Annotated in this window: 24 protein-coding genes and 1 pseudogene; 7 read left to right on the top strand and 18 right to left on the bottom strand. The window is 65.8% G+C overall.

The annotated features are described in order from the left end of the window. Nucleotides 1–484: 484 nt before the first annotated feature. From V5A38_RS05905 to V5A38_RS05895, 3 genes are all read right to left on the bottom strand, one after another. On the bottom strand, nt 485–2005 hold the full coding sequence (locus V5A38_RS05905) for a carboxypeptidase M32 (RefSeq protein ID WP_332324818.1): 1521 nt from the start codon (nt 2003–2005) through the stop codon (nt 485–487). Nucleotides 2006–2171: 166 nt separating this feature from the next. Further along, on the bottom strand, nt 2172–2885 hold the full coding sequence (locus V5A38_RS05900) for a DUF1028 domain-containing protein (RefSeq protein WP_332324817.1): 714 nt from the start codon (nt 2883–2885) through the stop codon (nt 2172–2174). A gap of 78 nt (nt 2886–2963) precedes the next feature. Continuing rightward, nucleotides 2964–4130 carry a PQQ-binding-like beta-propeller repeat protein gene (locus V5A38_RS05895; protein WP_332324816.1) on the bottom strand — a complete coding sequence of 389 codons (1167 nt, stop codon included), beginning with the start codon at nt 4128–4130 and terminating at the stop codon, nt 2964–2966. Nucleotides 4131–4227: 97 nt separating this feature from the next. Here V5A38_RS05895 and sepF point away from each other — a divergent pair, with 97 nt between their 5' ends. After that, nucleotides 4228–4584, top strand: coding sequence for a cell division protein SepF (gene sepF, locus V5A38_RS05890; protein WP_332324815.1), 357 nt, complete (start codon nt 4228–4230; stop codon nt 4582–4584). 74 nt (nt 4585–4658) lie between these two features. Here sepF and V5A38_RS05885 read toward each other — a convergent pair whose 3' ends face one another. Next, nucleotides 4659–5681, bottom strand: coding sequence for a PrsW family intramembrane metalloprotease (locus V5A38_RS05885; protein WP_332324814.1), 1023 nt, complete (start codon nt 5679–5681; stop codon nt 4659–4661). Nucleotides 5682–5797: 116 nt separating this feature from the next. Between V5A38_RS05885 and V5A38_RS05880 the strand changes: the two genes are divergently transcribed. Next, nucleotides 5798–7231, top strand: a complete 1434-nt coding sequence (locus V5A38_RS05880) for a DUF402 domain-containing protein (protein WP_332324813.1) — start codon at nt 5798–5800, stop codon at nt 7229–7231. A 15-nt stretch (nt 7232–7246) separates the two neighbouring features. Here V5A38_RS05880 and V5A38_RS05875 read toward each other — a convergent pair whose 3' ends face one another. The 5 genes from V5A38_RS05875 to V5A38_RS05855 all read right to left on the bottom strand — a co-directional run bounded on the left by V5A38_RS05875 (nt 7247) and on the right by V5A38_RS05855 (nt 11300). Then, nucleotides 7247–7600, bottom strand: coding sequence for a hypothetical protein (locus V5A38_RS05875; RefSeq protein WP_332324812.1), 354 nt, complete (start codon nt 7598–7600; stop codon nt 7247–7249). A gap of 154 nt (nt 7601–7754) precedes the next feature. Next, the gene (locus tag V5A38_RS05870; protein WP_332324811.1) at nt 7755–8081 is read right to left on the bottom strand and encodes a NifU family protein; all 327 of its coding nucleotides are present in this window, start codon (nt 8079–8081) and stop codon (nt 7755–7757) included. Between the two features lie 124 nt (nt 8082–8205). After that, complete coding sequence (locus V5A38_RS05865; protein ID WP_332324810.1) at nt 8206–9774, bottom strand: hypothetical protein; 1569 nt, start codon at nt 9772–9774, stop codon at nt 8206–8208. A gap of 68 nt (nt 9775–9842) precedes the next feature. Further along, complete coding sequence (locus V5A38_RS05860) at nt 9843–10946, bottom strand: glycine cleavage T C-terminal barrel domain-containing protein (RefSeq protein ID WP_332324809.1); 1104 nt, start codon at nt 10944–10946, stop codon at nt 9843–9845. A 54-nt stretch (nt 10947–11000) separates the two neighbouring features. Continuing rightward, nucleotides 11001–11300: a DUF6432 family protein gene (locus V5A38_RS05855; protein WP_332324808.1), complete on the bottom strand. Its 300-nt coding sequence runs from the start codon at nt 11298–11300 to the stop codon at nt 11001–11003. A gap of 155 nt (nt 11301–11455) precedes the next feature. Between V5A38_RS05855 and V5A38_RS05850 the strand changes: the two genes are divergently transcribed. After that, the gene (locus V5A38_RS05850) at nt 11456–12814 is read left to right on the top strand and encodes a hypothetical protein (RefSeq protein WP_332324807.1); all 1359 of its coding nucleotides are present in this window, start codon (nt 11456–11458) and stop codon (nt 12812–12814) included. Nucleotides 12815–12834: 20 nt separating this feature from the next. On the opposite strand, the gene tcuA is transcribed toward V5A38_RS05850, so the two are convergent. Beyond that, on the bottom strand, nt 12835–14265 hold the full coding sequence (tcuA, locus tag V5A38_RS05845; RefSeq protein WP_332324806.1) for an FAD-dependent tricarballylate dehydrogenase TcuA: 1431 nt from the start codon (nt 14263–14265) through the stop codon (nt 12835–12837). Between the two features lie 82 nt (nt 14266–14347). Beyond that, on the bottom strand, nt 14348–14608 hold the full coding sequence (locus V5A38_RS05840) for a M20/M25/M40 family metallo-hydrolase (protein WP_332324805.1): 261 nt from the start codon (nt 14606–14608) through the stop codon (nt 14348–14350). A gap of 436 nt (nt 14609–15044) precedes the next feature. Here V5A38_RS05840 and V5A38_RS05835 point away from each other — a divergent pair, with 436 nt between their 5' ends. Next, nucleotides 15045–15425: a DUF5611 family protein gene (locus V5A38_RS05835; RefSeq protein ID WP_332324804.1), complete on the top strand. Its 381-nt coding sequence runs from the start codon at nt 15045–15047 to the stop codon at nt 15423–15425. Nucleotides 15426–15485: 60 nt separating this feature from the next. Here V5A38_RS05835 and V5A38_RS05830 read toward each other — a convergent pair whose 3' ends face one another. Together V5A38_RS05830 and V5A38_RS05825 are read right to left on the bottom strand one after the other, a co-directional pair. Next, nucleotides 15486–15794 carry an SDR family oxidoreductase gene (locus V5A38_RS05830; protein WP_332324803.1) on the bottom strand — a complete coding sequence of 103 codons (309 nt, stop codon included), beginning with the start codon at nt 15792–15794 and terminating at the stop codon, nt 15486–15488. A 109-nt stretch (nt 15795–15903) separates the two neighbouring features. Beyond that, nucleotides 15904–16005: pseudogene (locus tag V5A38_RS05825) on the bottom strand (oxidoreductase); the annotation flags it as partial. Between V5A38_RS05825 and V5A38_RS05820 the strand changes: the two are divergent. From V5A38_RS05820 to V5A38_RS05810, 3 genes are read left to right on the top strand one after another with little or no spacing between them, the layout of a single operon-like run. Then, nucleotides 15964–16116, top strand: a complete 153-nt coding sequence (locus tag V5A38_RS05820; RefSeq protein WP_332324802.1) for a hypothetical protein — start codon at nt 15964–15966, stop codon at nt 16114–16116. The pseudogene V5A38_RS05825 and the gene V5A38_RS05820 overlap by 42 nt on opposite strands. 53 nt (nt 16117–16169) lie before the next feature. Continuing rightward, on the top strand, nt 16170–16340 hold the full coding sequence (locus V5A38_RS05815; RefSeq protein ID WP_332324801.1) for an ATPase domain-containing protein: 171 nt from the start codon (nt 16170–16172) through the stop codon (nt 16338–16340). Then, nucleotides 16330–17115, top strand: coding sequence for a PAS domain-containing protein (locus V5A38_RS05810; RefSeq protein WP_332324800.1), 786 nt, complete (start codon nt 16330–16332; stop codon nt 17113–17115). The genes V5A38_RS05815 and V5A38_RS05810 overlap by 11 nt, the downstream gene beginning before the upstream one ends. Nucleotides 17116–17121: 6 nt before the next feature. Here V5A38_RS05810 and V5A38_RS05805 read toward each other — a convergent pair whose 3' ends face one another. From V5A38_RS05805 to V5A38_RS05785, 5 genes are all read right to left on the bottom strand, one after another. After that, the gene (locus tag V5A38_RS05805) at nt 17122–18210 is read right to left on the bottom strand and encodes a geranylgeranyl reductase family protein (protein WP_332324799.1); all 1089 of its coding nucleotides are present in this window, start codon (nt 18208–18210) and stop codon (nt 17122–17124) included. A 168-nt stretch (nt 18211–18378) separates the two neighbouring features. Then, the gene (locus tag V5A38_RS05800) at nt 18379–19365 is read right to left on the bottom strand and encodes a hypothetical protein (protein ID WP_332324798.1); all 987 of its coding nucleotides are present in this window, start codon (nt 19363–19365) and stop codon (nt 18379–18381) included. Between the two features lie 84 nt (nt 19366–19449). Continuing rightward, nucleotides 19450–19923: a hypothetical protein gene (locus V5A38_RS05795; RefSeq protein WP_332324797.1), complete on the bottom strand. Its 474-nt coding sequence runs from the start codon at nt 19921–19923 to the stop codon at nt 19450–19452. 2 nt (nt 19924–19925) lie between these two features. Beyond that, the gene (gene uvrA / locus V5A38_RS05790; RefSeq protein WP_332324796.1) at nt 19926–22991 is read right to left on the bottom strand and encodes an excinuclease ABC subunit UvrA; all 3066 of its coding nucleotides are present in this window, start codon (nt 22989–22991) and stop codon (nt 19926–19928) included. 270 nt (nt 22992–23261) lie between these two features. Next, nucleotides 23262–23753, bottom strand: a 492-nt coding sequence (locus tag V5A38_RS05785) for a KH domain-containing protein (RefSeq protein WP_332324795.1), incomplete at its 5' end; no start/stop codon positions are given.

Raw genomic sequence — 23753 nt, 5'->3', positions numbered from 1 at the left:
TTACCGTAATATCAGCTGATTAGTTTTGTGAGATACTGAACTTTCCGAGTTGCTTCCGGATCAGTTGCAGGGGTGCTGAGATCGTGAGGAGCAGACCGGCTCCATCTACGAGATGGCTACTCGCTACTCGTTTCCAACCTTATGAGAGGAGAGGAGATCCGCAGTTAGCCGACGTTTCAGACACCGAAACGTGACTCTGTTACAGGTGGCGACAACTGACGCTCCACGCCTCGCTCAGCGGCCTCTTTCACAGCGAGGGTGTCTTTCACCAGGAAGAATCGCTTTCTGTCCCGTTCCGACAGACCACTTGAGGAATTTGGCTTCCCAGTCACGGTGGCCTGCTCTGGATTATAGCCGGACGGGTGCGTTTTCGTCGTCGTAGTTCACGAGTATGTCGAGATTCACGAGGTTGTAGGTGAGTGCGACAGCTCCCACCGCTGGTCAAACCCGCACAAAGAAGACTGAGAAAAACGCGTTCAGCGCCTTACAGCCCGTAGAGGTCGGTGAACTTCTGGTTCACGTAGTCGAGGAAGTAATCCGCCGTCAGCGGCTCGCCTGTTGCCTCCTCGGCGAGCTCGTCGGTCGGGTACTTCTGCCCGTGGGCGTGGACGTTCTCGTTCATCCAGTCACGCATCGGCTGGAAGTTCCCGTTTCGGATCTTGTCGTCGACATCGGAGACGTCCTTCCGCATCGCGGCGTCGAGCTGGGCGGCGAGGACGGAGCCGATCGTGTAGCCCTGGAAGCCGGCGAACCGGGAGGTCCAGTGGATGTCCTGCAGACAGCCTTCGGCGTCGGTGTCCGGCGTGACGCCGAGATACTCGCCCATCTTCTGGTTCCAGACCTCGGGAATCTCCTCGACGTCGAGGTCGCCCTCGACGTAGGCGCGGTCGATCTCACATCGGAGGATGATGTGGAGGTGGTAGGTGAGCTCGTCCGCTTCCACCCGGATACGGTTGTTCGGGTAGATGCGGTTGACGGCCTCGTAGGCCTCCTGGACCGTCACGTCGTCGATGCCGTCGAGGTGCTCTTTGGCCGTGGGGAGGAAAAACTCCCAGAACGGCTTCGTTCGACCGAGGTGGTTCTCCCAGAAGCGGCTCTGGGACTCGTGGACGCCCGAGGAGAGCGAGGAGCCAAGCGGCGTGCCGTAGTTCTCCTTGGAGAGCCCGAGCATGTAGCTCGCGTGGCCGTATTCGTGAATCGTCGCCGTCAGCGCGTCGATGGGGTCGTCCGGCTTGAAGCGTGTGGTGACGCGGGCGTCGAACTGGTTGCCGGAGGTGAACGGATGGGCCGAGGCGTCGAGCCGACCGTGGTCCCGGTCGTAGCCGATGAGGTCGAGTGCGGCCTCCGAAAGCGCTTGCTGGTTCTCCTCGGGATACTCGCCGCCGGCGAACGGCGACGCCAGCTCGTCGCCGTGCTCGGTGATCTCGTCGATGAGCGGGACGAGCTCGGATTTTAGCCGGTCGAAGATCTCCTCAGTGCGCTCGAGGGGGAGATACGGCTCGCTGTCCTCGTAGAGCACCTCGTAGGACGGCTGGTCGGGGCTGATGTGGTTCGCCCGGCGGTTCGAGAGGTCCTTGAGTTTCTCCAGGCGAGGAGCGAACATCTCGAAGTCGTCATCGGCTTTCGCGTCCTGCCAGATCTGTTGGCTCTCGGTCGTCGTCTCGGCGAGCTCCTCGATCAACTCCCTCGGCACGTCGGCGGTGCGGTCGTAGTCGCGGCGGATCTCCCGGACCGAGGCGCGCTGGCCCTCGTCGAAGTCGTCGACGGCATCCTCGGCGGCCGTGAGCGCGTCCGCGAACTCGTCTTTGGTCATCAGGTCGTGGGTGACCGAGGAGAGCGCCGAGAGCTGTTTCGCTCGGGCCGGGGTACCGCCCTCGGGCATCATCACCTGCTGGTCCCAGCCGAGCACGCCGCTGGCGTCGTTCAGGTAGCTTATCTGTCGGTACTGGTCGAGGAGGTCGCCGTAGGCCTCGGGGGCGTCCTCGGTGGGTTCGTCTACTGACACGGGCGAGGAATGTTCGCGCGTGCCTATCAAACCGGGGGAGGCGGAAACACCGAGGTGGGGAAACTCCGCTCGCTCTGCGAGCGGAGACAAACCACCTCGAAACGCGACTCGTGAGCGTTCCCAAGGCAGTGTGCCGGCTCGCTTCGCTCGCCGTTTCCCTCCCTCGTTACTCCTCTTCGGCTGCGCCCATATCGTCCTCCTCCATCGCCTCCTCGTAGCGGTCCATCGCCTCGGCGAACCCCTCGTTGGCCAGCCGGTAGGTCTCCCGGAGGTCCTGAACCGGCGTCTCGGTGGCGTCGACACGCAGGTCGTTGTAGTACGGCGAGTGCTCCTCGTCCTCCGTCGTCCGGACCTTGAGCGCGGCGCTCTGGACGTGCAGGTCCTCGCGCTTGTCCCCGCCCTCGGCGTGGCCGGCGCCCAGCGCGTCAACGAGGCGCTTTGCCAGTGGCTCGTCCCGTCCCGAATCCTCGTACGTCTCGGCCACGGACTCGATAACCGCCTCACCGGTGAGGAGGTTGCCCGCGACGCTGTAGCGGTCGGTACTGGTGTGGCCGTACCAGCCCTTGCACTCGTCACCGGAGAAGGTGAACGTGCCGTCGGCATCCACGCCGTGGAGCTGCCGGTTCTCGGCGCCGTCGTCGGCGTTCAGCAGTGACTGCAGCGCGTCCTCGACGGCGAGCCCGTCGTCGAGATACTCGACACCCTTCTCGCCGAGTTCGACGTTGACCAGGCTCTGGGTCGCCACCGCGCCGTTCTCGGACGCGAACGGACAGAGCGTCCCGACCGCCGGCAGTCGGGTAGTGACGGCGACCCCGAACCGGAACTGGTCGTCCCCCGCTTCGTCCTCGTACTCCTCGCGAACGCAGATACTGAAAGTCACAGCCGTCGGTGGGGACCGGGACGGCAAAAGTGGTCCTCTTGCGGAAGTCGGCTCGGATCCACAGCCTCGGGAATTGACTCAGGAAAGCAGGCTGAGCCCCGTCGGACCCCCGCCGTCGACGATGAGCCCGTCCTGGACCGGGACGAGCCCCCTGATGACGCCGAGGTCGTACGCCTCGCGCGACCACGTACGCCGGTGTTCGCCGGTTTCGAGGTCGTACACGGCGACGCCGACGTTCGTCCGGCCGAACGCGACCCAGTCCGGCCCAACCACCGGTCGCCCGGTGACCATCGCGGTCTGCTGTGCCCAGAGCACCTCTCCCGTCGCCGTGTCGATCCCGTAGCTCGTGCTGCCGTGGCCCGCGGGGAGCACCAGCGTCCCGTCGCGAACCGCGAGTCCGGTGAATAGCTTCCCGTTGTCGAGCGATGACTGGGACCAGTCCATCGCTCCGGTCACAGCGTCGACGGCATGAACGGTGCCGTCGTTGTCGACGACGTACACTGTCCCGTCAGCAACGGTGGGCGAACCGACGATTTTCCCGAGCGAGAGGTGGAACCGCTCTTCTCCGTCGGGGTCGTAGCCGTAGAGGTCGCCCTCGCCGTTGCTGAACTCGGCGGCGTAAACGCCGTCGTCGCTGACAGCAAGCGTCTGGCCGCCGTCGGCCCGCCACCGCTCCTCGCCGGTTCTGGCGTCGAGGACGCGCGGGCCGTGGGTGCCAACGTAGAGCGTCCCGTCCCGGTAGGCAACTGTCGTCTCCTCGTGGCTGCCGCCGTCGCGCCGCCAGAGCACCTCGCCTGTATCAGGGTCCAGCGCCACGGTCTCGTTCAGACCAGCGGCGAACACGACACCACAGCCGACCGCCGGCACCGCATCGAACTGGTCCTCGAGGTCGGCGGCCCAGCGCGGTTCATCGCCCGGCATGGCTGCGACGACGCCCCCGGCAACGGAGACGAACGCCGTTCCGTTCCCGATAGCCGGCGTCGAGGAGGCGAGTCGTCGCCCGCTCTCCTCGCGCGTTCCGAGTCGGAGCGGTGACGAGTCGGCATCGGCCGGTGGCGCTGCAGTTGCGGTCTGTCCGGTGCGTCCGGCGTCGCCGCCCGCGGTCGACCACGTCTCGGGAGCGGGAGCACAGGGACCGTCGATCGGCGGCTTCGTGGCGCCGGGTTGGAGTTGTTCGAGACAGCCGGCCGTCGCGGCAGCGACACCGGTACCAAACGCGATGAGTGCGGCTCTGCGGGAGGGCATATTTCGACGGGTGGGCCGAGAGCGTCAAAATCCTGTCGAACTACCGACGAGAACGCCTGGCGCAAGAACTAATGGGACAGCACTGGTTCTCGGTTGTATGGGAATCATGAGCAAAATCCTCGGCGGCGGCGGCAACCGCGACACCGAGGACTACGTCACACTCGACCTTCAGGAAGACTTCGAGAGCGCAGGTAGCGCCAGCAGCATGAGCGTCCACTTCGCGGAGATCTCCGGGCAGCAGGACGTCATCGCCATCAAGGACGCCGTCTACGACGGCGATCTCGTCATCGCCGATATCACGCGCCACTCCACCACCGACAGCGCGAGTGATCGCATCATCGACGAACTCCGGCAGGTTGCCCAGGAGGTCGACGGTGATATCGTTCAGAAAGGTGACGACCAGATTGTCATCACGCCGACCGGCGTCGGCATCTCGCGCGAGAAGCTGAACTAAGGCGCGGCCCGCGACCTGCGGCCGACCCCGTGTCGGCCGCGTGGAGCCTTTGCCGCGGCTTTGTAAACTGAGGCTCAGTTCCGTTCCAGTTCCTCTTGCTCTTGGGTGTCGAACTCGAACGAGCTATCGACAGTGACATCGCCGCCAGCGTCCGCACTGTCGTACGCGTGCCGGTAGGCCCGGATCTTCTTGAACAGCAGATAGCCCCACACTCCGTCGTAGACGACGACGTAGAGCAGGAACGAGACGAGCACCGGCAGCCCCGTCCCGACGTGAATGAGGCCGGTTGCGATATCGATCGTCGAGTTGTAGAGGGCGTGGACGAACGCCGCGATGAGGATCCCCTTGATAACGATGGGACCCCGGTGCTCCGGATTGAACTTCGCCAGCCCGAGGTAGTAGCCCGCGAAAGCCGAGTAGATGACGTGGCCCGGACCAGCCACCGCCCGGACGGCGGTGATGCCGCCGCCGATGCCGATGAGCGAGACGCCGAACTCGAGGTCCGCGACCGGGACGCTGCGGCGGATGTAGAGCGCGTTCTCGATGAACGCGAAGCCGAGCCCAGCCATCGCGCCGTACACCGCGCCGTCGAGCACGGTGTCGAAGCGGTCACTTCCGTAGGCGAACAGCCGGATGGCCAGCAGCTTCACCGTCTCCTCGACGGGGCCGACGACGAGGAAGAAAAACAGTACCGAGCCCAGAAACGCCAGCCCCTCGAACCATGGCTGCAGGGAGCTGTTGACCACGGCCGCGAACGTCGCCGTCAGGACGCCGAGGAAGAACGTCCCCACAAGCAGCGAGAGCGGTTCGGTGGTTACGTCGGTGTACCAGACGTAGCCAGCGAGGCCGAGCGCGGGCGCCGCCGACAGCAGCGTGAGCACCGCCGTCTGTGGGTCGGCGATGGCGGAGAGCCCGCCGATGGCGACGAGGATGATGAACGCCGCCCCAACGATGACGACCCGGGACGTGAGCGTCAGGAGCCGATAGAGCCTGGCCGCCAGCCGGTCGAATCGCGAGCGGGGCTCCCACGTGGCGATCCCGTAGAGGTCGACACCGCTCGTGGACGATTCCTCGACGGGATCGCGGTCGCTCGCCATACTGGGAAAAGACACGCGAGCAACTTAATCTTCCGCGGTGCCGGAACGGCTTGGCGGACGCCATCGCGTCGGCCGGAACCGTCACCTACCTGTCCCTCCCTCCCGAACCCACTTCCATGACCGACGGTTCGGCCGATCGCGCGGCGAGTGTCCGTATCCGTGGAATCTACGCCACCGCTCTCACCCGGACGCTCCTCGACGCCGGCTACGAGGTCGTACAGAGCTCGCCCGTCCTCAGAGAGCGCTTCGACGCCGACCTCCCGCCCGACAACCACGATCTGTCAGTCGAGACAACCGACGACAGGCAGGGGGTTGGCGTCGAAGGAGACGCCGGTGCGGTGTCTGACGTTTTGGAACTACTGGCCGGAACCGAGATCGACACGCTCGCCTGGCCCGACCCGGCGCCCGCGGATGCGGTGTTCGACGGCCGGGTGACCGACACGCTCGGCGACGGCGCCGTCGTCGACCTCGGCGATATCGAGGGGTACCTCCCGTCTCGCCGGGTGGACTGGAACATCGGGACAGGCGATACCGTCCGTGTACAGGTGTCGAGTGCTGTCTCTCCGTGGGGCACCGGCCGGCCTGTGCTCGACACCGAGCCGTTCAGCGTGACCGCCGGCTTCGCGACACTGACGAACGGGAGCAGCGGCATCCGGGTCGAGGGTGCTGACGACGCTGCTGGCCGCGAGCTTGCCCGGATGACCGAACTCCTCTCGGTCGGCCCCCCGGACGGCTGGGGGTTGGTCTGGGACCGCGATGCTCGTGATGCAGGGATGGACGTCCTCAAATCCGGACTCGAGCGCGTGAACGCACAGGCCGAGGAGTTGGACGAGGCGCTCGGAGCGGAGATTGACCCGATCCGGACCGTTGCAATGCCCACCGCTGGCGCGTGGGTCTGGTTCGGAAGAGAATCGCGGTTCGCGCTCGACGACGTGCGCCGTGGGGTGACGGCGACGATGCCGGGCCACCACCGCATCAAAGCCGGCAGCGACGCCGCGAGCACGGGCGTCGACTTCGCTGAGGCGCTCTGTGCCGACTTTCTCGCCGACCAGCCGTTCCCCTTCACCACCGTCGTCGAGCAGTTCGGTCCGTCCGTGGGTGACCAGGTACGGATCGACCACGGCAAGCCCGCCGGCCAACGCATCGTGCTCGGCAAGGGCGAGGTTGTCGAGTACGATCCGGACGGCACCATCGCCGTCGAGCGCAAGATGTCCCCCGGCGGCACTTACGACGCGCTAGGGGTCCCCCGTGAGGAGGGAGACACCGCGCTCACGAAGTTCCGGGAAGGCCGTTGGTGGTACCCGACCGTCTATCGCGATGCGGCGGGCGAACACAAGGGGACGTACGTGAACATCTGCACGTCCGTCGAACTGTTTCCCGACGCCGCCCGCTACGTCGACCTGGAGGTGGACGTGCTCCGCTACGCAGACGGTCGTGTCGAACGCGTCGACGACGACGAACTCGACGAGGCGGTCGAGGCCGGCCACGTCTCCCCCGAGTTAGCCCAGAAAGCACGGCAGGTTGCGGCGAGCATCCAGAACGCGCTCTGAGGCTGCAAAGCCCGCCTACGCGGACCTCGTCGTCTCACAGGCCGTCTGGAGATGCACCGAGCCGGTTACACCGACGGCCACCTCCGCGCGCATCACGCCGGCGTCGCCGCAGGTCCCGGCGCCGAGGCTCAGCATGGAGTTCTCGACGGACGGCCGGGTGACGGTCGTGACCACTGTGGTGCCGGCGGGCAGCTCGGTGAACTCGACACTCATCCCGGAGCGGCCGGTCGAGCGGAACTGGCGCCTGGGGACGTCCGCGAGCGTCCGCTCGCTCCCGTCGCGGTACTCGATACTGACCCCGTCCATCCCGTCTGGAATCGCCGCGGCGGTGAACACGAGCGTCCAGTCGCTCTCGTTCTGGAACGTCACGGTGACAGTCCTGGCGAAGGGCGTAGGGGTGGCGTCGCCGGAAGCACAGCCGGCGGCTGCGGTAGCGAGTCCGACTCCGAGCTCACTATGTGGGGTCCAGCACGCATGAAGCCAGCGAGAGTCCGAGTGTCACGGGACTGCCCAGCCGACCCGCTCAGAAGTGGTTCGCGCTCTCGGTCGCGTACTGCAGTTCGCCGCCGCGGCCGCCCTCGACCGTGGATTCACCCTGCTCACCCGTCGACGGGACGAGCACGTGGACCTCGTCGATCTCCTCGAAATCCTGAATCAGGTCTCGCTTGATGTTCTGGGCCGTGAGGTCGCTGATTCCACAGCCGGCACAGGAGCCGCCGAGTTCGACGCTGACGGTCCCCGTTTTGGGGTCGGCCTCCCGAACCATGCTCCGGCCCCCGTGCATCCGGATGATGGGCATCTGACCTACCATCCACTCTTCGACGCGTTCTTTGAGGGTCTCTTCGCTCATTACCCGGTATTGGTGAGCGAGACACCCATAGCTTGCGGTTTCAGCAACCGACCGACCGAACTAATGAAACTGTATCACGGTCGTTCGGGTGGCTTCGAGCGCGGAGAGGCTCCCTCCCCCCGGTCTAGTCACCATCACGCTCTCGCCACCCGAGCACTCCCAGCCCGAGTGCAGCCAGCGCCGAGAGAACGCCCAGGCCGGGTGCATCGACAGTCGATGACCGTGTGGCCGGTGTCGACGTCGGTCTCTGGGCCGCTGTCGGCATCGGTGACTGGGTTCCGGACACCGTCGTCGACGAAGACTCTCCCACGCGCTCGTCGAACCCCCACGTCGTTGTTCCCGACTCGTCGGGGAAGACGTAGAGTCCGGCCGGGGTGTTCTCCGTCCCTCGCGAGGAGGCGACGAACGTCTCGCCCGGGACGCCGACGCGGGCTGTCCAGAACTCCGTGTGGAGCGGGTCGGCCCACCACGTCAGTTCGACGGGGTTCGCAGGGTCCCGCACGTCGTGGCGCTTGACCCCGCCACGGTACCACGAACTGTAGAGCACGCCGTCCCGGAGTTCGCAGTTGTGAGCGGTCGTCCAACGCCCGCTGATAGTCGGCTCAGCCGTGGACGGCGGGTCGATGGTCGCGAGCTTCTCGGGCGCGGCCGGCTCGGAGATATCGAACAGATCAATTCCGCCCGGGCCGCCGCTCAGGGGTCGTGTCTCGTTCGTCGCAGTCGGGTCCGTTGGGTCGTCGGTCCCGTCCGTCGCCGCCGTTGCAGGCCCGTCCTCCGGCGGTGCTCCTGCGGTCGCCCACGCCTCGCGCCCGACTGCAAGCAGGTCGGCATCGTCGTCGACGGTGACGAAGTGAGCGTTCCCGGGGAGAGACAGCTGTTCACTGCGGGCCCGGTCTGCAGCATCAGCGAGAAGCTCCTCGGCGCTGCGCTCCCCGAGATGGGTTCGCACCACCGGCGCTGTGGGGTCGCTCACGTCCAGCAGCCAGACGCCGGCATCCCAGTGGGCGAGATAGGCAACCTCGTCCTGCACCCAGACATCGTGGAGCACGCGCAGCAGGTACGGAACGTCGGCCCAGGCCTCGTCGTGCGCCGTCAGCGCCCAGGTCCCGAGTCGGGTGGGGGAGTCCCTACCCACGTCGATGATGTCGAGCTGGCTACTCCCACTCGTGTTGGCAGTGAGATACGCCCGATCACCCACGAGGTCGCAGTTGTGGATCGGATAGTCAGTTTCGTAGAAGGCGTGTGTCGGCGCTGTGGGGTCGCTGACGTCGACGACGAGCACGCCGGAGAGATACTCCCCCCGTTGCCCGTTGGCCGGGCCGACGACCAGCAGCGTGTCACCGTCCTGCTTCACGTCGTGAATCCCGTCGAGCGGGCCGTCCTCGTGGTCGGCCTGCAGATCGCGGCGCTCGGCGAGCACTGTCGGCTCCGAAGGCGTCGAGATGTCGACAATCGCGTAGCCGGTGGTGGCGGCAACGTACGCCGTCGAGCCATCGGCAGAGACGACAGCCTCCGTCGCATCCGTCACCGCAACCTGACCCAGCGGGCCGTAGCCGGCGTCGGTCCGCGTCGGCGCCGGTGACCCATCGCTGTCCGTCTCTGACGGGGTCGGATGGGCGTCGACGACGCCGGGGAGGGCAGTGCCAGCGATAGCGCCGCTGGCCAACAGTCGGAGGCTCTCGCGTCGGCGCATGGATATCGTAATCGCTCCGGGCAGAAAAGCAGGGGGTCAGCGGACGCCTCACCGAGTGGTCCGGCAGCTCAGTAGCGCGGCAGCCGTCCCGAGCGATCGCTCCCGTCGACGAACGGCAGGTCGACGTACTCCGCGGGCCGCTCCTCGCCAGCGACCCGGACCGCGGAGACGTCGTCGACGCCCCAGTTCACCAGCGCGAGCGCGATGGGCTCCGAGCGGGTGGGGCTCCAGCGCGCCCGCGTCACTTCGCCGACCGCCGAATCACCGGCGAACACCGCCGCCTCGGCGTCGGGGAGGGGGTCGTCCGCGCTGACCGTCTCGCCGCCGAGTCCGATTCCGGCGAGGCGACGGCTCGGTTGCCCGCGATTCTCGACGCGGGAGACGACCTCCTGGCCAACGTAGCAGCCCTTGTCGAAGTCCAGTGCGCTCCGCAGGCCGACGACGTTCGGGATATCGCCCTGGATCTCCGACTCGAACAGTGGTGTGCCGGCCTCCAGCGTGAGCGTCTCGAACGTTTTGTAGCCGAACGGCGCGGCGCCGTTGCCTCGCGAAAGCAGCGTCATCCACACCTCGGGCGCGTCGGCGGCGGCACAGATCACCTCGTAGCTCTCTTCGCCCGCGGGCGCGTCACCCGCGACGACGGAGACGCCCGCGTCGCCCATCGAGCCACGGACGAAGGAGTACGTCCCCGTCGGTGCGCCCGCCTGGTGGAGCACGGAGGCGACTTTCTCGGTGGCCATCGGGCCGTGAACGCCGAAGACGCCGAACTCCTCGGTCGCCTCCCGGAGCTCGACGTCCTGAATGAACACCTTTCCGGACCACTCCTCGACGAGTGGTTGGGCGCGGTCCGGCGGCGTGAACAGCAGCAGGCGCTCGCCGGCGTTGTAGATGAACAGTTCCGTCTCGACCCCACCCTGCGGGTCGAGCAGAAGCGCGTAGCAGCCCTCGCCGTCCACGGCAGGAACGTTGTTCGTGACAGCGTTGTCGACGAACTCGGTGCGGTCGTCGCCGGTGACGACGACGACGCCGTAGCCCATCTCGATAACGCCGACGCCGTTGCGCACGGCGCCGACCGCCCGGTCCGGACGGCCGTACTCCTCGACGACTTCGCGGCCACCCCGCTCGCCGAACGTCGCGCCGTGGTCAGTGTGGCTCCCGCCTACCAGGGTCATAGGTAGCAGTAGTGGGCCGACGGGAAAAACGCCGCCGGTCCGGGTCGTCGCCGGTCAGAGCCCGAACCGCTCGCGGATGATGTCGAGCACGCTGGGCTCTTCGTCCGGCGGGTTCTCCGGGTCGATAACGACCTCGTCTGCGGGGTAGAGAACCGTTCTGTCGTCCTCCCGTTCGACCTCGATGAGCCCTGCCTCTTTCAGGTCAGCCAGCGCGGGTTCGAGCCGATCGATATCGGCGTCGACGGCCGCGCGGAGTTCGAAGACGGTCATCCCCTCGCCGGCGCGGTCGGCGAGTGCGGAGAGCACACCGAGTTCGACCTCGTCCCGGTCTCGGTGCTCTGGACGGAGCGCCATATCCCTCAATCAAGCGGCGAACGGCTTACGTCTACCGGCCTCAGTACGGCGTCCTGGCTCCCCCGTTGCCCTGGAGATCCGTCGTGATTCCCTCTTTGGCTTCGGCGGCCGCCGTAGCGGGGTATTTTTAGTCTCGGGGCCGTCTATCGAAGGTAATGGGACTCAGGTGTCTGCTCGGGCACAATTTCGGCGAACCCGAAACCGAGCGTGAACGCAACGAGGAGGGTAACGAGGTCGTCGTTACCGTCAGGGAGGTCAAAACCTGTCAGCGCTGCGGAGAGAAGCAGGTCGTCAGCGAGAACAAGGAGATCAAATCCATCGATCAGCTCCGCGAGTCGGCCAACGTTGGGTCACCCGGCGAGCCAGCCACGAACGAGCCATCGGCGACGGGCGGCGCCGACGAGTGGGGTGCTACGGGCTCGGTCGGCGGGGGCGACGAGCCGACGACGACGGGACAGCAGACGTCGGGCGGCGCCGACCAGTGGAGCACCGACGAGCTCGAAGTCGGCGGCGACTCGACCGATGCGGACCCGGAAGAGGCAGCCGTGAGCACGGACGAACCCGGCGACGTCGACGAGGGAGTAGCCGAAATCATCGAGAGCGCCGAAAAGAACGATGAGATGATCCAGACCGACGAGGGAGAGAGGACTGCCGAACCCGAAGTGGGGGAGGACGAGACGCCCGCCGACCCCGACAGTCGGCCGTCTGACGAGGACGTCGAGGAGCCCGACACCCCCGAGGAGGATGCCGAAATCCTCGACGATGGGAGCCCGCCCCAGGAGGGTCGGGAGCAGTGGGACGAGCAGGCCGACCCGTCGCAGGTCCCCGGTCAGGGTTCCACCGAAACCGAGTCCGACGCTCCCGATGGCGAGGACGCGGTTATCATGGGCGACGACACCGAGGAGCCAGTCGTCGAGGAGGGCGAGCCCGAACCGACTGAGTCTGAGCCGGCTGACCCGGAGCCGTCCGACGAGGAGCCGACGGCGGTGGAGTCAGAGGACGCAGTGATTCTGGACGGCGAGAGCGGCGACCCCGAGCCGAGCGAACCCGCCGAGACGGGCGACGGCGCGATGGAGTCCGAAGACGCCGTTGAGGAATCCACCGAGGAGACCGGTCATACGCCGTGGCCGGAAACGTCGGGTGAGGACGAGGGTCACGACGCGTCAGAGCCCGACGGCGAGCCCGCGGACGTGGAGTTCGGCGGCGGGCTGACGCCAGACCAGCCCCAGAACGAGAACAACGGCGTCGAGGCGGGCGCGAGCCCGGAGAGCCCCGCGAGCGAGAGCAGCCAGTCCAGCGCCGACACCGCGTCGGCAGGCGATGACGATAGCGGCGGGACACAGGCGCCCGAACCCAACATCAACCTGGAGCAGTCGAGCCGGGAGGCCCAACTCGAGTACTACTGCTCGGAGTGCGGGCTGACCCGCGATGTGGGCAACTCCTCGATGCGAGCCGGCGACATCTGTCCCGACTGTCGGAAAGGGTACATCACCGAGCGCCGGAAAGCCGAGTGAGAGCCGGAGCGAATAAATCCCTACTGTATCCCCTCACTACCCACGTATTCGGATGCGCTTTCGGCTGCGACCATGCCAAAGACCGCTGCATTCGTCAATCCTGTGCCACCGGGGTAATTTGTATAGAAGAGACCACCAGTAGCATTGCCTGCGGCAAACAACCCTGGAAGTACATGGTCGGTTGTATCGACAACCTCAGCATCTGGTGTTATTGCCACTCCCCCGAATGCGAATGTCATCCCCCCTGTCACTGGATACCCAGTATAGGGTGGTTCGTCGAGCGGAAGTGCCCAATTCGATTTCGACGGGGAGATTCCTTCCGTCGCATTGCCATCGAGTATGTCCGGGTCGTATTGACCGGGGTCACAGGCCGCGTTGAACTCCTCGACTGTCTCGACGACTTGGTCGACGTTCTCCATCCCCAACCTGCGAGCGAGTTCTTCGGGTGAATCGCCAGTCACGGGACGGCCCGGGCCCAGATGGGCGATATCGTCGACCGTTTGAGAATCGACGATGATGAACGCCTCGTGGTACGGCTGTTCGAAAATCTCCCGACCGAACTTTGCATACGTCTGTGCACGTGAGTCCTCTCCCTCGTCGACGAAGCGCTCTCCCTCGTGATTCAAGATTAGCCCGTACTGATACCCGTCGATCCGAGTGATCCCCCCCTCCTGGTCCGGGGATTCAACGTCGATAATTGCCATATGGGCATCTCCCCATTCGCCGTCAGTTTTCGCACCGACGTCGATGGCGGCTTCGACTGCCTCACCGGTATTGTACCGACTCCCGCGAACTTTCATCTCACCGTACCCCGGGCCGTAGTATCGAGTTCTGGCTTCCTTGCTCGAACCGTAATCACCCGCAGCGAGGATGATCCCGTCCCCTTCGAAGAAAGCCCGCTTTCCCTCGGTTCGGGCATCGACGCCGTTGACGTCACCTGCTTCATCGCGATGGAAGCCACGTGCTTCCGTGTTGTAATAGAACTCGCCCCCCTGTTCCTCGATGAGTTCCACCATCTCGTCGACGAGTTCTTCACCCTCGAGCCACACGCGTCCGGCTGTATAGCCCGGGTGAGGCGCTTGATACTCCCACTCGATACCGTGTTTCGTCAGCCACTCGAACATCTCCCCAGCGTCGTCGACCACCCGCTTTGCCAGCTCCTCGTCTGCCTGGTAGTTAGTCACCTTCATGATATCCGAATAAAAGTCCGAGGTGGAGTAATCCTCGACGTTGAACTCCACGTCGAGGTCGATGTCCGCAGTCGGAATCCGGAATGACTCAGTGAATCGCGTGTGGCCACCACGATGCTTCGTTGGTGATTTTTCGAGGATCGCGACAGAATGGCCGAGCTCGCATGCTCGGAGCCCTGCTGTTAATCCGGCGATTCCACAGCCGATGATGACGATATCGTGATTGTACTGGTTCATCTCATCACTGGTAGTATTACTCATACGCAGTTCTCTCCGTTCCGTGGCCCAGTGCGAACTCGTTCTGCCGTGGACGTTCGTTCGACACTGTGATTGGGAGGTCAAATTACCCTTCCTTCCTTCCTATATCGATGACGTTGGCTGTCATGACGGCCGCCGTCTCTGCTATCTGACCCAGGTCCGCGCTTTCGTCTGGCCCGTGGGCAGTGGAGTGTTCGCCGCCGGGGCCGTATTTCAGTGTCTTTGCGCCAGATGCGGCAAAGAACGGTGCGTCGATGAATCCGTTGGTGCCGTGAACTATCAATTCTTCCCCGAGCAGTTGCCACGCATTCTCCCGGACGAGTTCGATATGCCGATTCGCTGCCAAGAAGTGGAAGGGACCCGCCTCGAGAATCGGTTATTGCCCTGCTGGGCCACCAGTTTCTTCCTCTGCGGAAAGTGTAATCACGACGGTGGCATCATCCGAAAGCAGCGTTGAGTCGGTAAGAGCTTTGCCCGCTAATGTGTCCGCTGGGATTCGGTCGTTTGACTCGGTAGTGATTACTGCGAGTCTGTCCCGCCGTGACCATCCGTGTCGGTGATGGGAGCCCCTGAACCGGCGGCGTTCGACACCGTCGATGCACCGATTCGCAGTAATCACTAGGATGCATCCCGACAATGTATCCGACTGTCTTCGACCTCTGCGTCGAACGAACTCGTCTTCCATTCCGATTCGTCGGTGGGGACGGTGTCGAGATGCGCGTTCAACACTGCCATCGGAGCGACCCACAACAGGTAAACGGGTCGCTTGCCAAAGCAGGCGCATGAAGGAGTACAAGATGCGACGGGGGGAGACCCTCGAGGAACGGGTCCCCGACATGGAGACACTGATCGAGGAGTATTTCGGGGACATCACTGGGACTGAAGAGTACAAAGGGAGCGACCTCCACGTGCTCGAGGACCCGGAGAACCCGGTGTTCGAGAAGATCGTCGCCGGTACCGTCGAGTACTCCGGGAAGAAAGACAAGCTCGCGGTCCACTTCGCGGAGCGCGACCCGACAGAGCTCGACCCGGATCAGCTCCAGGCCGCCGGCGATGCCGTCGACAACAAGAACGCGTTCCTGAAGGAAGTGACCGGCCGCGACGCCAAATCCCGCCGCGAATCGCTCAAGCGCGAAGTCGAGGACGAAGCGCCGGATTACTAGATCGATTCGGGCAGCCGGCCACCGTCGATTTCGATGTTCTCCCTGGAGACGTAGTCGCTGTCAGCCCGACAACAACAGCGCGGGCTTCGCCACGTCCTCGACGGTCGCCCAGCGGCCCAGTGGCGCCTCCTCCGGGAACGCGTCGCCCGTTTCGATGACGGACGGCGAGACGGCGTTCACCGTCACACCGTCGTCCTGGGTCTCGGACGCGAGCATTCGAGTGAACATCAGCACGCCGGTCCTGGCGACGAAGTACGGGAAGTTCACGGGGCCGGCTAACGGGTTTTCGCTGCCGGCGTAGCCGACGTCGAGGATCCGCCCCCCAGGTCGCCTCGCGCATGCTCGAGAGCACCCGCTTTGAAACAGCATCGTCGCCGTCAGGTTCGTCGCGAGCCCCCCAGGTCGAGGATCGATCTCCGTCCAGTACGTCGTCGACACCCGCCGGGTCGGTTACGTCGCCCTGTACCGTGATCGACTCCGCACCGAGTGCGTCGGCGTCGGCAGCTGTCTCCGCGGCGCGTTCGTCCCTCGAATAGTAGTGGACGGCGACGTCAGCGCCGCGGTCGACGAGGGCAAGCAGAACCCCCCAATCGAGTCCCTTGACGCTTCCAGTCACCAGCGCAGTTCGGCCGGCGAGGTCGACATCCTCCATCCCCACCCATCGATGCCATCCATCAAGCGGTTTCGCTGAGACGCGCTGAACCAGCAACCATGCTTTTGGTGGGTGGGGCTCATTCCAACGGCATGTCCGCCGAACGCGTCTCTACGGGTGTGGGTGCTCTTGAGGACGTGCTGGAGAGGGGTCTCAACGCGGAGCGGACGTATATGCGCCGTGACCCACCCGGAACCGGGAAAACGGTGCTCGGTCTGCAGTTTCTCATCGGGACACCGGAGCTCGTGGAAAATGGGACGTAATCCGTCGGATGAGCGACGCGTCCTCCTCCGGATGCGTGAAGGGGAGCATCGTCGAGTCCTTGGCAAGTGGCTGGCAAGCGAGCCGGGCTATCTCCCGATCGTCGCCGACTCCAACGAGGCGTTCAACGCGGAGTTCGACTGCGTTATCGTCGACACGGAGACGCTTCGACAGGCCGGTGACGACCTGTCAGCACGTCGGCGCATGGAGCCGGTGTTTCTCCCGGTGTTGCTGTTGCGCTCGAAGCCAAGCAGCGCGGGCGAGCTCGGTACGCTCGACCAGCTGCCGGAGCATATCCGGGACTGCGTCGACGACACGATCCGGACGCCGATACGGGAGCCGACGCTCGAACGCCGGCTCGAGACGCTGATGCAGGCTCGCAGGTACGCAGACCAGCTCATCCGCTCGCGGGACCGCTACTACCGGCTGCTCGAACTGCTCCCGGAGGCAGTGTTGCTCCTCAATAACGGCCAGCTCGTGTACGTCAACGAGGCCGGCATCCAACTTCTGGGCCGGGAGGAACCGGAGCTCATCGGGAGCCATCCGACGCTGTTCGTCGACCAGGCGGACCGACACACGCTCGCGCGCTTCCTCTATGCCCTTGCGGAAGGCCGCGCCGAAGATAGCGTCCGCGTCACCATCCCAGTCGATGGGGTTCCGGTGCCTGTCGAGTTCCGGGGGGTCCGCCTGTACGAGGAAGGCGAGGACGAATCGCCGCTGCTGCAGCTCCTGGTTCGTGATCTCCGGACCGTCGAGGAGGCGTTGGAGCCCCGTTGAGCCGCTTCAGGGCAGGTAACTCCGGAGATGCTCCCGGGAGAACAGCGACGTCGGCTGATCCATGTGGACGCCGATCTCCCCGGCCGTCAGTCGGAGCCCAACGTTCTGGACCGATTCTGGTAGCGAGTACGCCCGCCGGAGCCAGTGGCCCATCTGGATCTCCCGGCCGAGCTCATCGCGCCACGCCCGCTCGTACGCTGAGAGCGTCGCCGGGTCGTCCGGATCGATTGTCCGAACTGCGTTATCGGCCGAACGCATACCATAGAGGATACCGCCGCCGGTGAACGGTTTCGTCTGTGCCGCTGCGTCGCCGACGAGAAACACTCGCTGGGAGGTGACCGCGTCCGGCGGGCCGATCGGAATCGCGCCAGAGCAGAACCGGCCGGTTTCTGCGCCGTAGGCCTCGGTCAACTGGTCGAAGCGGGCGCGAACGTCCCGGTCAATGTCGGGGCGGGCCGCGAGTCCGTACTCGACGCCCGCCTCGCCGCGTGGAATTCGCCAGGCGAAGAAACTCGGCACCGTCAGATGGACGTCGACGAAATTCTGGTGGTCTGGCTCCGAGTCGAAGCCGAGCACGCCGTGGAGTGTCTCCTGTGGCTCCGGGAGCCCGACCGCTCGTCGCACCCGCGAAACGGGCCCGTCACAGCCGGCGACCATCTTCGCCTCGACGGTGAAGCTCTCGCCCTCGTCCGGTGAAACGGATAGTTCGACGCTGTCGGTTCCTTCATCGATGCCGGTGACGGTGTGGTGTTCGTGAACCGCCGCGCCCGCGTCGCGAGCGGCGTTGGCGAGGATGCGGTCCAGTTCCTCCCGGTCGATAACGTTCGACACCGGCTCGTCCTTGTAGAACGGATAGGCACGGCTCCCCGGGCCGCCGGTGTGGAACCGCGCGCCGTACACCGCGTTCTGGAGCAGGCGCTCCCGCGCCCCATCGGGAACGAACTCCCAGATGTCGAGTGAGACGTGGCCCGAACAGGCGAGCGGCGTCCCGACGCTCCCCTGTTCGAAGGCGACGACGTCGTAGCCGGCTTCCGCGGCCCGGCGGGCGACCCTGGCGCCGGCGGGCCCGACACCGACGACGGCGAAGTCGTACATAGCCGCGCCTACCGAGTCGGGAGATAAATGTCCCGTGGTTGGGGGCTGACAGCCGACGCGCTCCCTGCACAGGCCGGTGCGTCAGGCTCCCGCCCAGTGCGGCCTGCGTCCCTCGTCAGCTCATGGACCGGAGTGGTCCGGTTCTCCCACTTAAAGCTCGGGCAGTGGTCAGTCGACGACCCACAGCCCGCGGCAGGTCTGGTCGGTGAAGCGCTCGGGCCAGTCGATACCGACCTCGTCCCACGAATCACCGCCACTTTCGGTCCGGTAAAGCCCGTGATTGTTGGCCGCCCAGAAGTCGCCCGCGTCGGTTCCTCGCCGGAGAACAGACCGAAGCGCCCCCTTCCCGGTCGGAACGGCCACGTCATCGAGCCGTTCCCAGCGTTCCCCCTGTTTGCGGTAGAGGTAGGCCTCGCCCGGCGACCGGTGGGCATTGCCGGCGCCCGACGCCGCGGAGATGATGACTCGCCTCGGTTCGGCGTTATCGACGGCGACGCTCCAGCAGTAGCTGTGCTCGAGGTCGGTCTGGGGATGGCACCACGTATCGCCGAAATCAATCGTTTCGGCGTAGCCGTCGCCGGCAGCGACCCACGCGTGGCCCGGTCGATCCTTGTGGGTCGTAATCGTGTGTGTGTCCACGCGCGAGCCCTCGACGCGGTCCTCCCAGGTCACACCGTCCTCGTCGAGATGCCCGCGCACGAGCGCACCCGCCTCGATGCCGACGTAGAGGAGACTCGGGTCGTTCGGCGCCGGTTCGATCCACCGGACGTGATGGGTATGGGGCCGGGGCGGGAACGACCAGTTCTCGGAGGATGGGAGGTCGGTCAACCCCTCGAGTCGCTCCCAGCGGTCGCCACCGTCCCGGCTTCGATAGACGGCACTGGGTTCGGTACCGGCGTAGATGGTCCCAGGGTCGTCGGACGCGAACGCGAGCGACATCACCGCGTCCTCGTCGATCCCCTCGAGGCGCTCCCACTGGTTCCCGCTGTCAGTCGAGCGCAGCAGCCCCGACTCGAACGTCCCGACGAAAATGTCACCGGCCGCGGCGACACACTCCGGCCGGTAGCCGTCGAGTCGGATCGTCGCGCTCGGGTCGCCGGTCGCGTCGTCGACGACGAGCAGCGCGTCCTCGTAGGCGGCGTACACAGTGTTCATACCCGGAACGGCAGTGTCGTGGAGCGAAAAAGGTAGCGCCGAGGCGGCTGACGGCCGGGGACGACGGCAGGCACGACAGCGGTCTCAGTTGGCTGTCTCGGTCGGAGTGGCTGTCTCGGTCCCGCCGTGACCGCCCTGCTCCTCGTGGTGCTGCTGGTGGTCCTCCTGGGCCTCGAACGTCAGGCCCATCAGGAACCACTCGCCCTCGTACTGATAGAGCCCACCGATGCTGTCCCCACACTTGCGGGTGAGCATGTTCGAAATCTCTTGCCCGGTCCCGGTCGTGAGCCGCTTCACGATGCGTCGGCCGTCCTCGGCGCCCGAGAGTCGCTGAAGCGGGCGCTTCAGCTCCGGGATATCGTCGACTTCGTCGGCGTCGAGCGTGCAGGTCGTCTCGGTTTCGTCGCCGCTGGCGGCGATAACCTTCATCGTGATGGGCGCGTCCCAGAACGGGTTGAGTCGGGCGACCTCCTCGTCGGTACAGCCCGCGAGCGCGCCCAGCGTCGCCGTCGCGCCCACCGCGAGGAGTCGCCGCCGTGAGAGCGGAGCTTCGGCCATGACTAGTCGTCGTTGGCCGCGGGCGGCGGCGTCTCCTCGGCCTCTCCGTCGTCGGCTTCGTGAGCTTCGGATTCGTCGGCGTCGGACACGTCGGCCACTGCGTCACTGGTCGTCGCCTCCGCAGCCGCCGGCTTGCGCCGGTCCGCACGCGGGCCCTGCAGGTCCACCTCCGGAAGGTGGTCGCGCAGATACTCCCCGGTGTAGGAGTCCGCCATCCGGGCAACCTCCTCGGGCGTGCCGGTTGCGACGATGTGCCCGCCGTCCTCCCCGCCCTCCGGGCCGAGGTCGAGCACGTTGTCGGCGTTTTTGACCAGGTCGAGTTCGTGCTCGACGACCACCACGGTGTTGCCGTTGTCGGTGAGCCGCTGGAGCACCTCGATGAGTTTGCGCTCGTCCTCCTTGTGGAGCCCCGTCGTGGGTTCGTCGAGCAGGTAGAGCGTCTCGCCGGTCTGTTTCTTCCCGAGTTCCTCGGCCAGCTTCACGCGCTGGGCCTCCCCGCCCGAGAGCGTCGTCGAGGGCTGACCCAGGCGCATGTAGCCCAGTCCGACGTCCTTCAGCAGCTTCAGCCGGCGACGGAGCTGCGGGTTCGCCTCGAAAAAGTCGTAGGCCTCGGCGACGTCCATGTCGAGCACGTCGGCGATGTTGGCGCCCTTGAACTCCACGTCGAGCGTCTCGTCGTTGTAGCGCGCGCCGTTGCACTCCTCACACGGCACGTGGACGTCCGAGAGGAAGTTCATCTCGATTTTGACGGTGCCCTGCCCGCCACACTGCTCACAGCGGCCGCCTTTCACGTTGAACGAGAACCGACCCCTCTCGTAGCCCCGTGTCTGGGCCAGCTTCGTGTTCGCGAACGCCTCGCGGATGTGATCGAAGACGCCGGTGTAGGTCGCCGGGTTCGAGCGCGGGGTGCGGCCGATGGGCGACTGATCGATGAGCCGCACCGTTTCGACGCCCTCCGGCACTTCGATGGCGTCGTGCTCGCCCGGGTCGACGCTCGTGTTGTCGTTCATCTGCCGGGCCAGCCCCTTGTAGAGCACGTCGTGCATCAGGGTGGATTTCCCGGAGCCGGAGACGCCGGTGATGGCGGTGAACTGCCCGACTGGGAGCGCCACGTCGAGGTCCTTCAGGTTGTGCTGGCGGGCGCCTCGAATCGTCAGGGTTTGGTCGGTGTCGCGACGCCCATCGGGGACCGGGACCTGCCTGCGCCCAGCGAGGTAGTCGCCCGTGATGGACGCCTCACTCGCGACGATATCGTCGAAATCGCCCTCGGCGACGATCTCGCCGCCGCGCTTGCCCGGGCCGGGGCCCAGGTCGATGACGTGGTCGGCCCGGCGCATCGTCTCCTCGTCGTGTTCCACGACGATGAGCGTGTTCCCGAGGTCGCGCAGCCCAGCGAGCGTGTTGAGCAGCCGGTCGTTGTCACGCTGGTGGAGCCCGATAGAGGGCTCGTCGAGCACGTAGAGCACGCCCACGAGCCCGGAGCCGACCTGCGTGGCGAGCCGGATGCGCTGGCTCTCACCGCCCGAGAGCGTCGAGGCCTCGCGGTCGAGCGTGAGATACTCCAGCCCGACCTCCTCCATGAAGCCCAGACGCGCGCGAATCTCCTTGAAGATCTCCTCGGCGATGACCAGATCCCGTTCGGAGAGGTTCTCCTCCATCCCCTCGAAGTGGCGACGGGCGTCGCCGATGCTCAGCTGGTTGACCTCGGAGATCGAGGTGCCGTCGACGAGCACCGAGCGGGACTGCGGCTTGAGGCGCGTCCCCTCACAGGCCGGGCAGGTTGTGACGGCCATGTACTCCTCGATATGCTCGCGGGTGGAGTCGCTCTCGGTCTCGATGTGGCGACGTTCGAGGTTGGGAATGACGCCCTCGAAGCGTTTCTCCTTGCGCCGTGTGCCGTTCTTGGTCTGGCGCTCGAAAACGACCTTCCCATCGGTGCCGTAGAGGAACTGGCGCTGCTGGTCTTCGGTGAGCTCCGAGAAGGGGGTCCGGACGTCGACGCCGAAGTGGGCGGCGACGGAATCGAGCCGAGTCCGGTAGTAGGAGCGGTTGTAGCTCCAGGCCTCGAAGACGTCCTTGATCGGCTTGTCTCGGTCAGTGACGACCAGGTCCTCGTCGACCTCCTTCGTCTCGCCGATTCCCTCACAGTCCGGGCAGGCGCCGTGGGGGGAGTTGAACGAGAACGACCGCGTCTCGATCTCGGAGAAGTCGATGCCGCAGTGAGTACACGCGAGCTCCTCAGAGAACTCTACGACGAGCCGGTCCTCTGCGGCAGTGTCATCGGCGAGATCGCCGGTGCTCCGGCTCACGTTGCCGCCGAAGGCGCTCGGGAGCTCCTCCGGGGGCGAGGGGAGGATGATCTTCAGCACGCCGTCGCCCTCCTCCAGGGCGGTCTCGACGGAGTCGGTGATGCGCGACCGGGCCGATTCCTCGACGGTGATGCGGTCGACGACCACGTCGACGGTGTGGTCGTAGTTCTCGTCGAGGTCGGGGTCGTCGGTGGTGAGATCGTAGCGCTCGCCGTCGATCTCGACGCGAGCGTACCCCTCGGAGACGAGCTCCTCGAACAGGTCCTCGAAGGCCCCCTTCTGGTCGCGGACCACGGGCGCGGCGATCTTCGCGCGGGTGCCCTCGGGCAGGTCGAACAGCCGGCGCACCATCTGCTGGGCGCTCTGGGTGCCGACTTTGCGACCGCACTCCGGACAGTGGGGGGTGCCGACCCGGGCGTACAGCAGGCGAAGGTAGTCGTGTAGTTCGGTGACGGTTCCGACCGTCGACCGGGGGTTGTTCGCCGCGTTCTTCTGGTCGATGGAGATGGCCGGGGAGAGCCCCTCGACGGACTCCACCTGGGGCTTGTCCATCTGGCCCAGGAAGTTCCGCGCGTACGCGGAGAGGCTCTCGATATACCGGCGCTGGCCCTCGGCGTAGACGGTGTCGAACGCGAGCGACGATTTCCCCGACCCGGAGAGGCCGGTGACGACGGTGAACGCTTCACGAGGGATCTCGACGTCGAGGTCCGCGAGGTTGTTCTCCTCGGCGCCGCGGACCTCGATGTACTCCTTACTCATTCGGTCAAGTGTACTGTGTGCGGAAGGTTGAACCCGTCGGTCGCGGGTATCCGACGTGGCCGGTCACGACCGATTGGGTCGACGTATCGACCGCGGAGCCCGGGTAACGGACGGGGTTCTCACGAGGCCCGAACAGGCAGAAGCGAAACGAACCCCGAGGAGAGTCGCGTCGCTCTGGAGACCGTTCTGTGACTGAAAAGCAGGAAGAACAGCCCGCAGTCGGGAGGCTCCTGATGCGGGCCACGAGAGTCGTCCCGAAACCGGACCGCCTCAGGCGGGGACGACCGTGATCTGCTGCTTGCGGTCGATGGCGTCCTCGAGCTCCTCGGCGATGGCTGAGCCGCGGGAGACCTGCACGTCGCCGCCGCGGCCGACCGTGGCGGTGAAGAGGTAGTCGCCACCGGCACGGACCTCGACGGTTTCGCCGACGTGGTCGTCCATCCGGATAACGACGTGACGGGCGGTGATCTCGGGCTGGACGACCTCACCCTGCGGGCCGCCGACCGTCGCGGTCTCATCGTCGTCGTCGCCGGGGTTGGGGTTCTCGGCGTGGGTCCGCACGTCGATATCGATGCCCAGTCGGTCCTCGATATCGCTGATGCGGCCGCCGCCTTTCCCGATGACGTAGGAGATGTCGTCCTCCTCGACGTAGACCACCGCGCGGTCCTGGCCCTCCAGTTCCACGTCGACGTGGCCGCGGGCGACCGAGTGAATCTCCCGTTCGATCTCCTGTTTTGCGATCTGGCTCACGCCGCTCTCCTC

It is taken from the genome of Halolamina sp. (assembly GCF_036626355.1).
Taxonomy (GTDB): Archaea; Halobacteriota; Halobacteria; order Halobacteriales; family Haloferacaceae; genus Halolamina.
Note: the sequence above shows the minus strand (reverse complement) of the source record. Positions and strands in the feature narration are given on the sequence as shown.

Bases quoted from the DNA above. Each gene is read 5' to 3' on its own strand.
- V5A38_RS05895 (WP_332324816.1), bottom strand. From the start codon at position 4,130: ATGCCCTCCCGCAGAGCCGCACTCATCGCGTTTGGTACCGGTGTCGCT.
- sepF (WP_332324815.1), top strand. From the start codon at position 4,228: ATGGGAATCATGAGCAAAATCCTCGGCGGCGGCGGCAACCGCGACACC.
- V5A38_RS05885 (WP_332324814.1), bottom strand. From the start codon at position 5,681: ATGGCGAGCGACCGCGATCCCGTCGAGGAATCGTCCACGAGCGGTGTC.
- V5A38_RS05880 (WP_332324813.1), top strand. From the start codon at position 5,798: ATGACCGACGGTTCGGCCGATCGCGCGGCGAGTGTCCGTATCCGTGGA.
- V5A38_RS05870 (WP_332324811.1), bottom strand. From the start codon at position 8,081: ATGAGCGAAGAGACCCTCAAAGAACGCGTCGAAGAGTGGATGGTAGGT.
- V5A38_RS05865 (WP_332324810.1), bottom strand. From the start codon at position 9,774: ATGCGCCGACGCGAGAGCCTCCGACTGTTGGCCAGCGGCGCTATCGCT.
- V5A38_RS05860 (WP_332324809.1), bottom strand. From the start codon at position 10,946: ATGACCCTGGTAGGCGGGAGCCACACTGACCACGGCGCGACGTTCGGC.
- V5A38_RS05855 (WP_332324808.1), bottom strand. From the start codon at position 11,300: ATGGCGCTCCGTCCAGAGCACCGAGACCGGGACGAGGTCGAACTCGGT.
- V5A38_RS05850 (WP_332324807.1), top strand. From the start codon at position 11,456: ATGGGACTCAGGTGTCTGCTCGGGCACAATTTCGGCGAACCCGAAACC.
- tcuA (WP_332324806.1), bottom strand. From the start codon at position 14,265: ATGAGTAATACTACCAGTGATGAGATGAACCAGTACAATCACGATATC.
- V5A38_RS05835 (WP_332324804.1), top strand. From the start codon at position 15,045: ATGAAGGAGTACAAGATGCGACGGGGGGAGACCCTCGAGGAACGGGTC.
- V5A38_RS05830 (WP_332324803.1), bottom strand. From the start codon at position 15,794: ATGCTGTTTCAAAGCGGGTGCTCTCGAGCATGCGCGAGGCGACCTGGG.
- V5A38_RS05815 (WP_332324801.1), top strand. From the start codon at position 16,170: ATGTCCGCCGAACGCGTCTCTACGGGTGTGGGTGCTCTTGAGGACGTG.
- V5A38_RS05810 (WP_332324800.1), top strand. From the start codon at position 16,330: ATGGGACGTAATCCGTCGGATGAGCGACGCGTCCTCCTCCGGATGCGT.
- V5A38_RS05805 (WP_332324799.1), bottom strand. From the start codon at position 18,210: ATGTACGACTTCGCCGTCGTCGGTGTCGGGCCCGCCGGCGCCAGGGTC.
- V5A38_RS05800 (WP_332324798.1), bottom strand. From the start codon at position 19,365: ATGAACACTGTGTACGCCGCCTACGAGGACGCGCTGCTCGTCGTCGAC.
- V5A38_RS05795 (WP_332324797.1), bottom strand. From the start codon at position 19,923: ATGGCCGAAGCTCCGCTCTCACGGCGGCGACTCCTCGCGGTGGGCGCG.
- uvrA (WP_332324796.1), bottom strand. From the start codon at position 22,991: ATGAGTAAGGAGTACATCGAGGTCCGCGGCGCCGAGGAGAACAACCTC.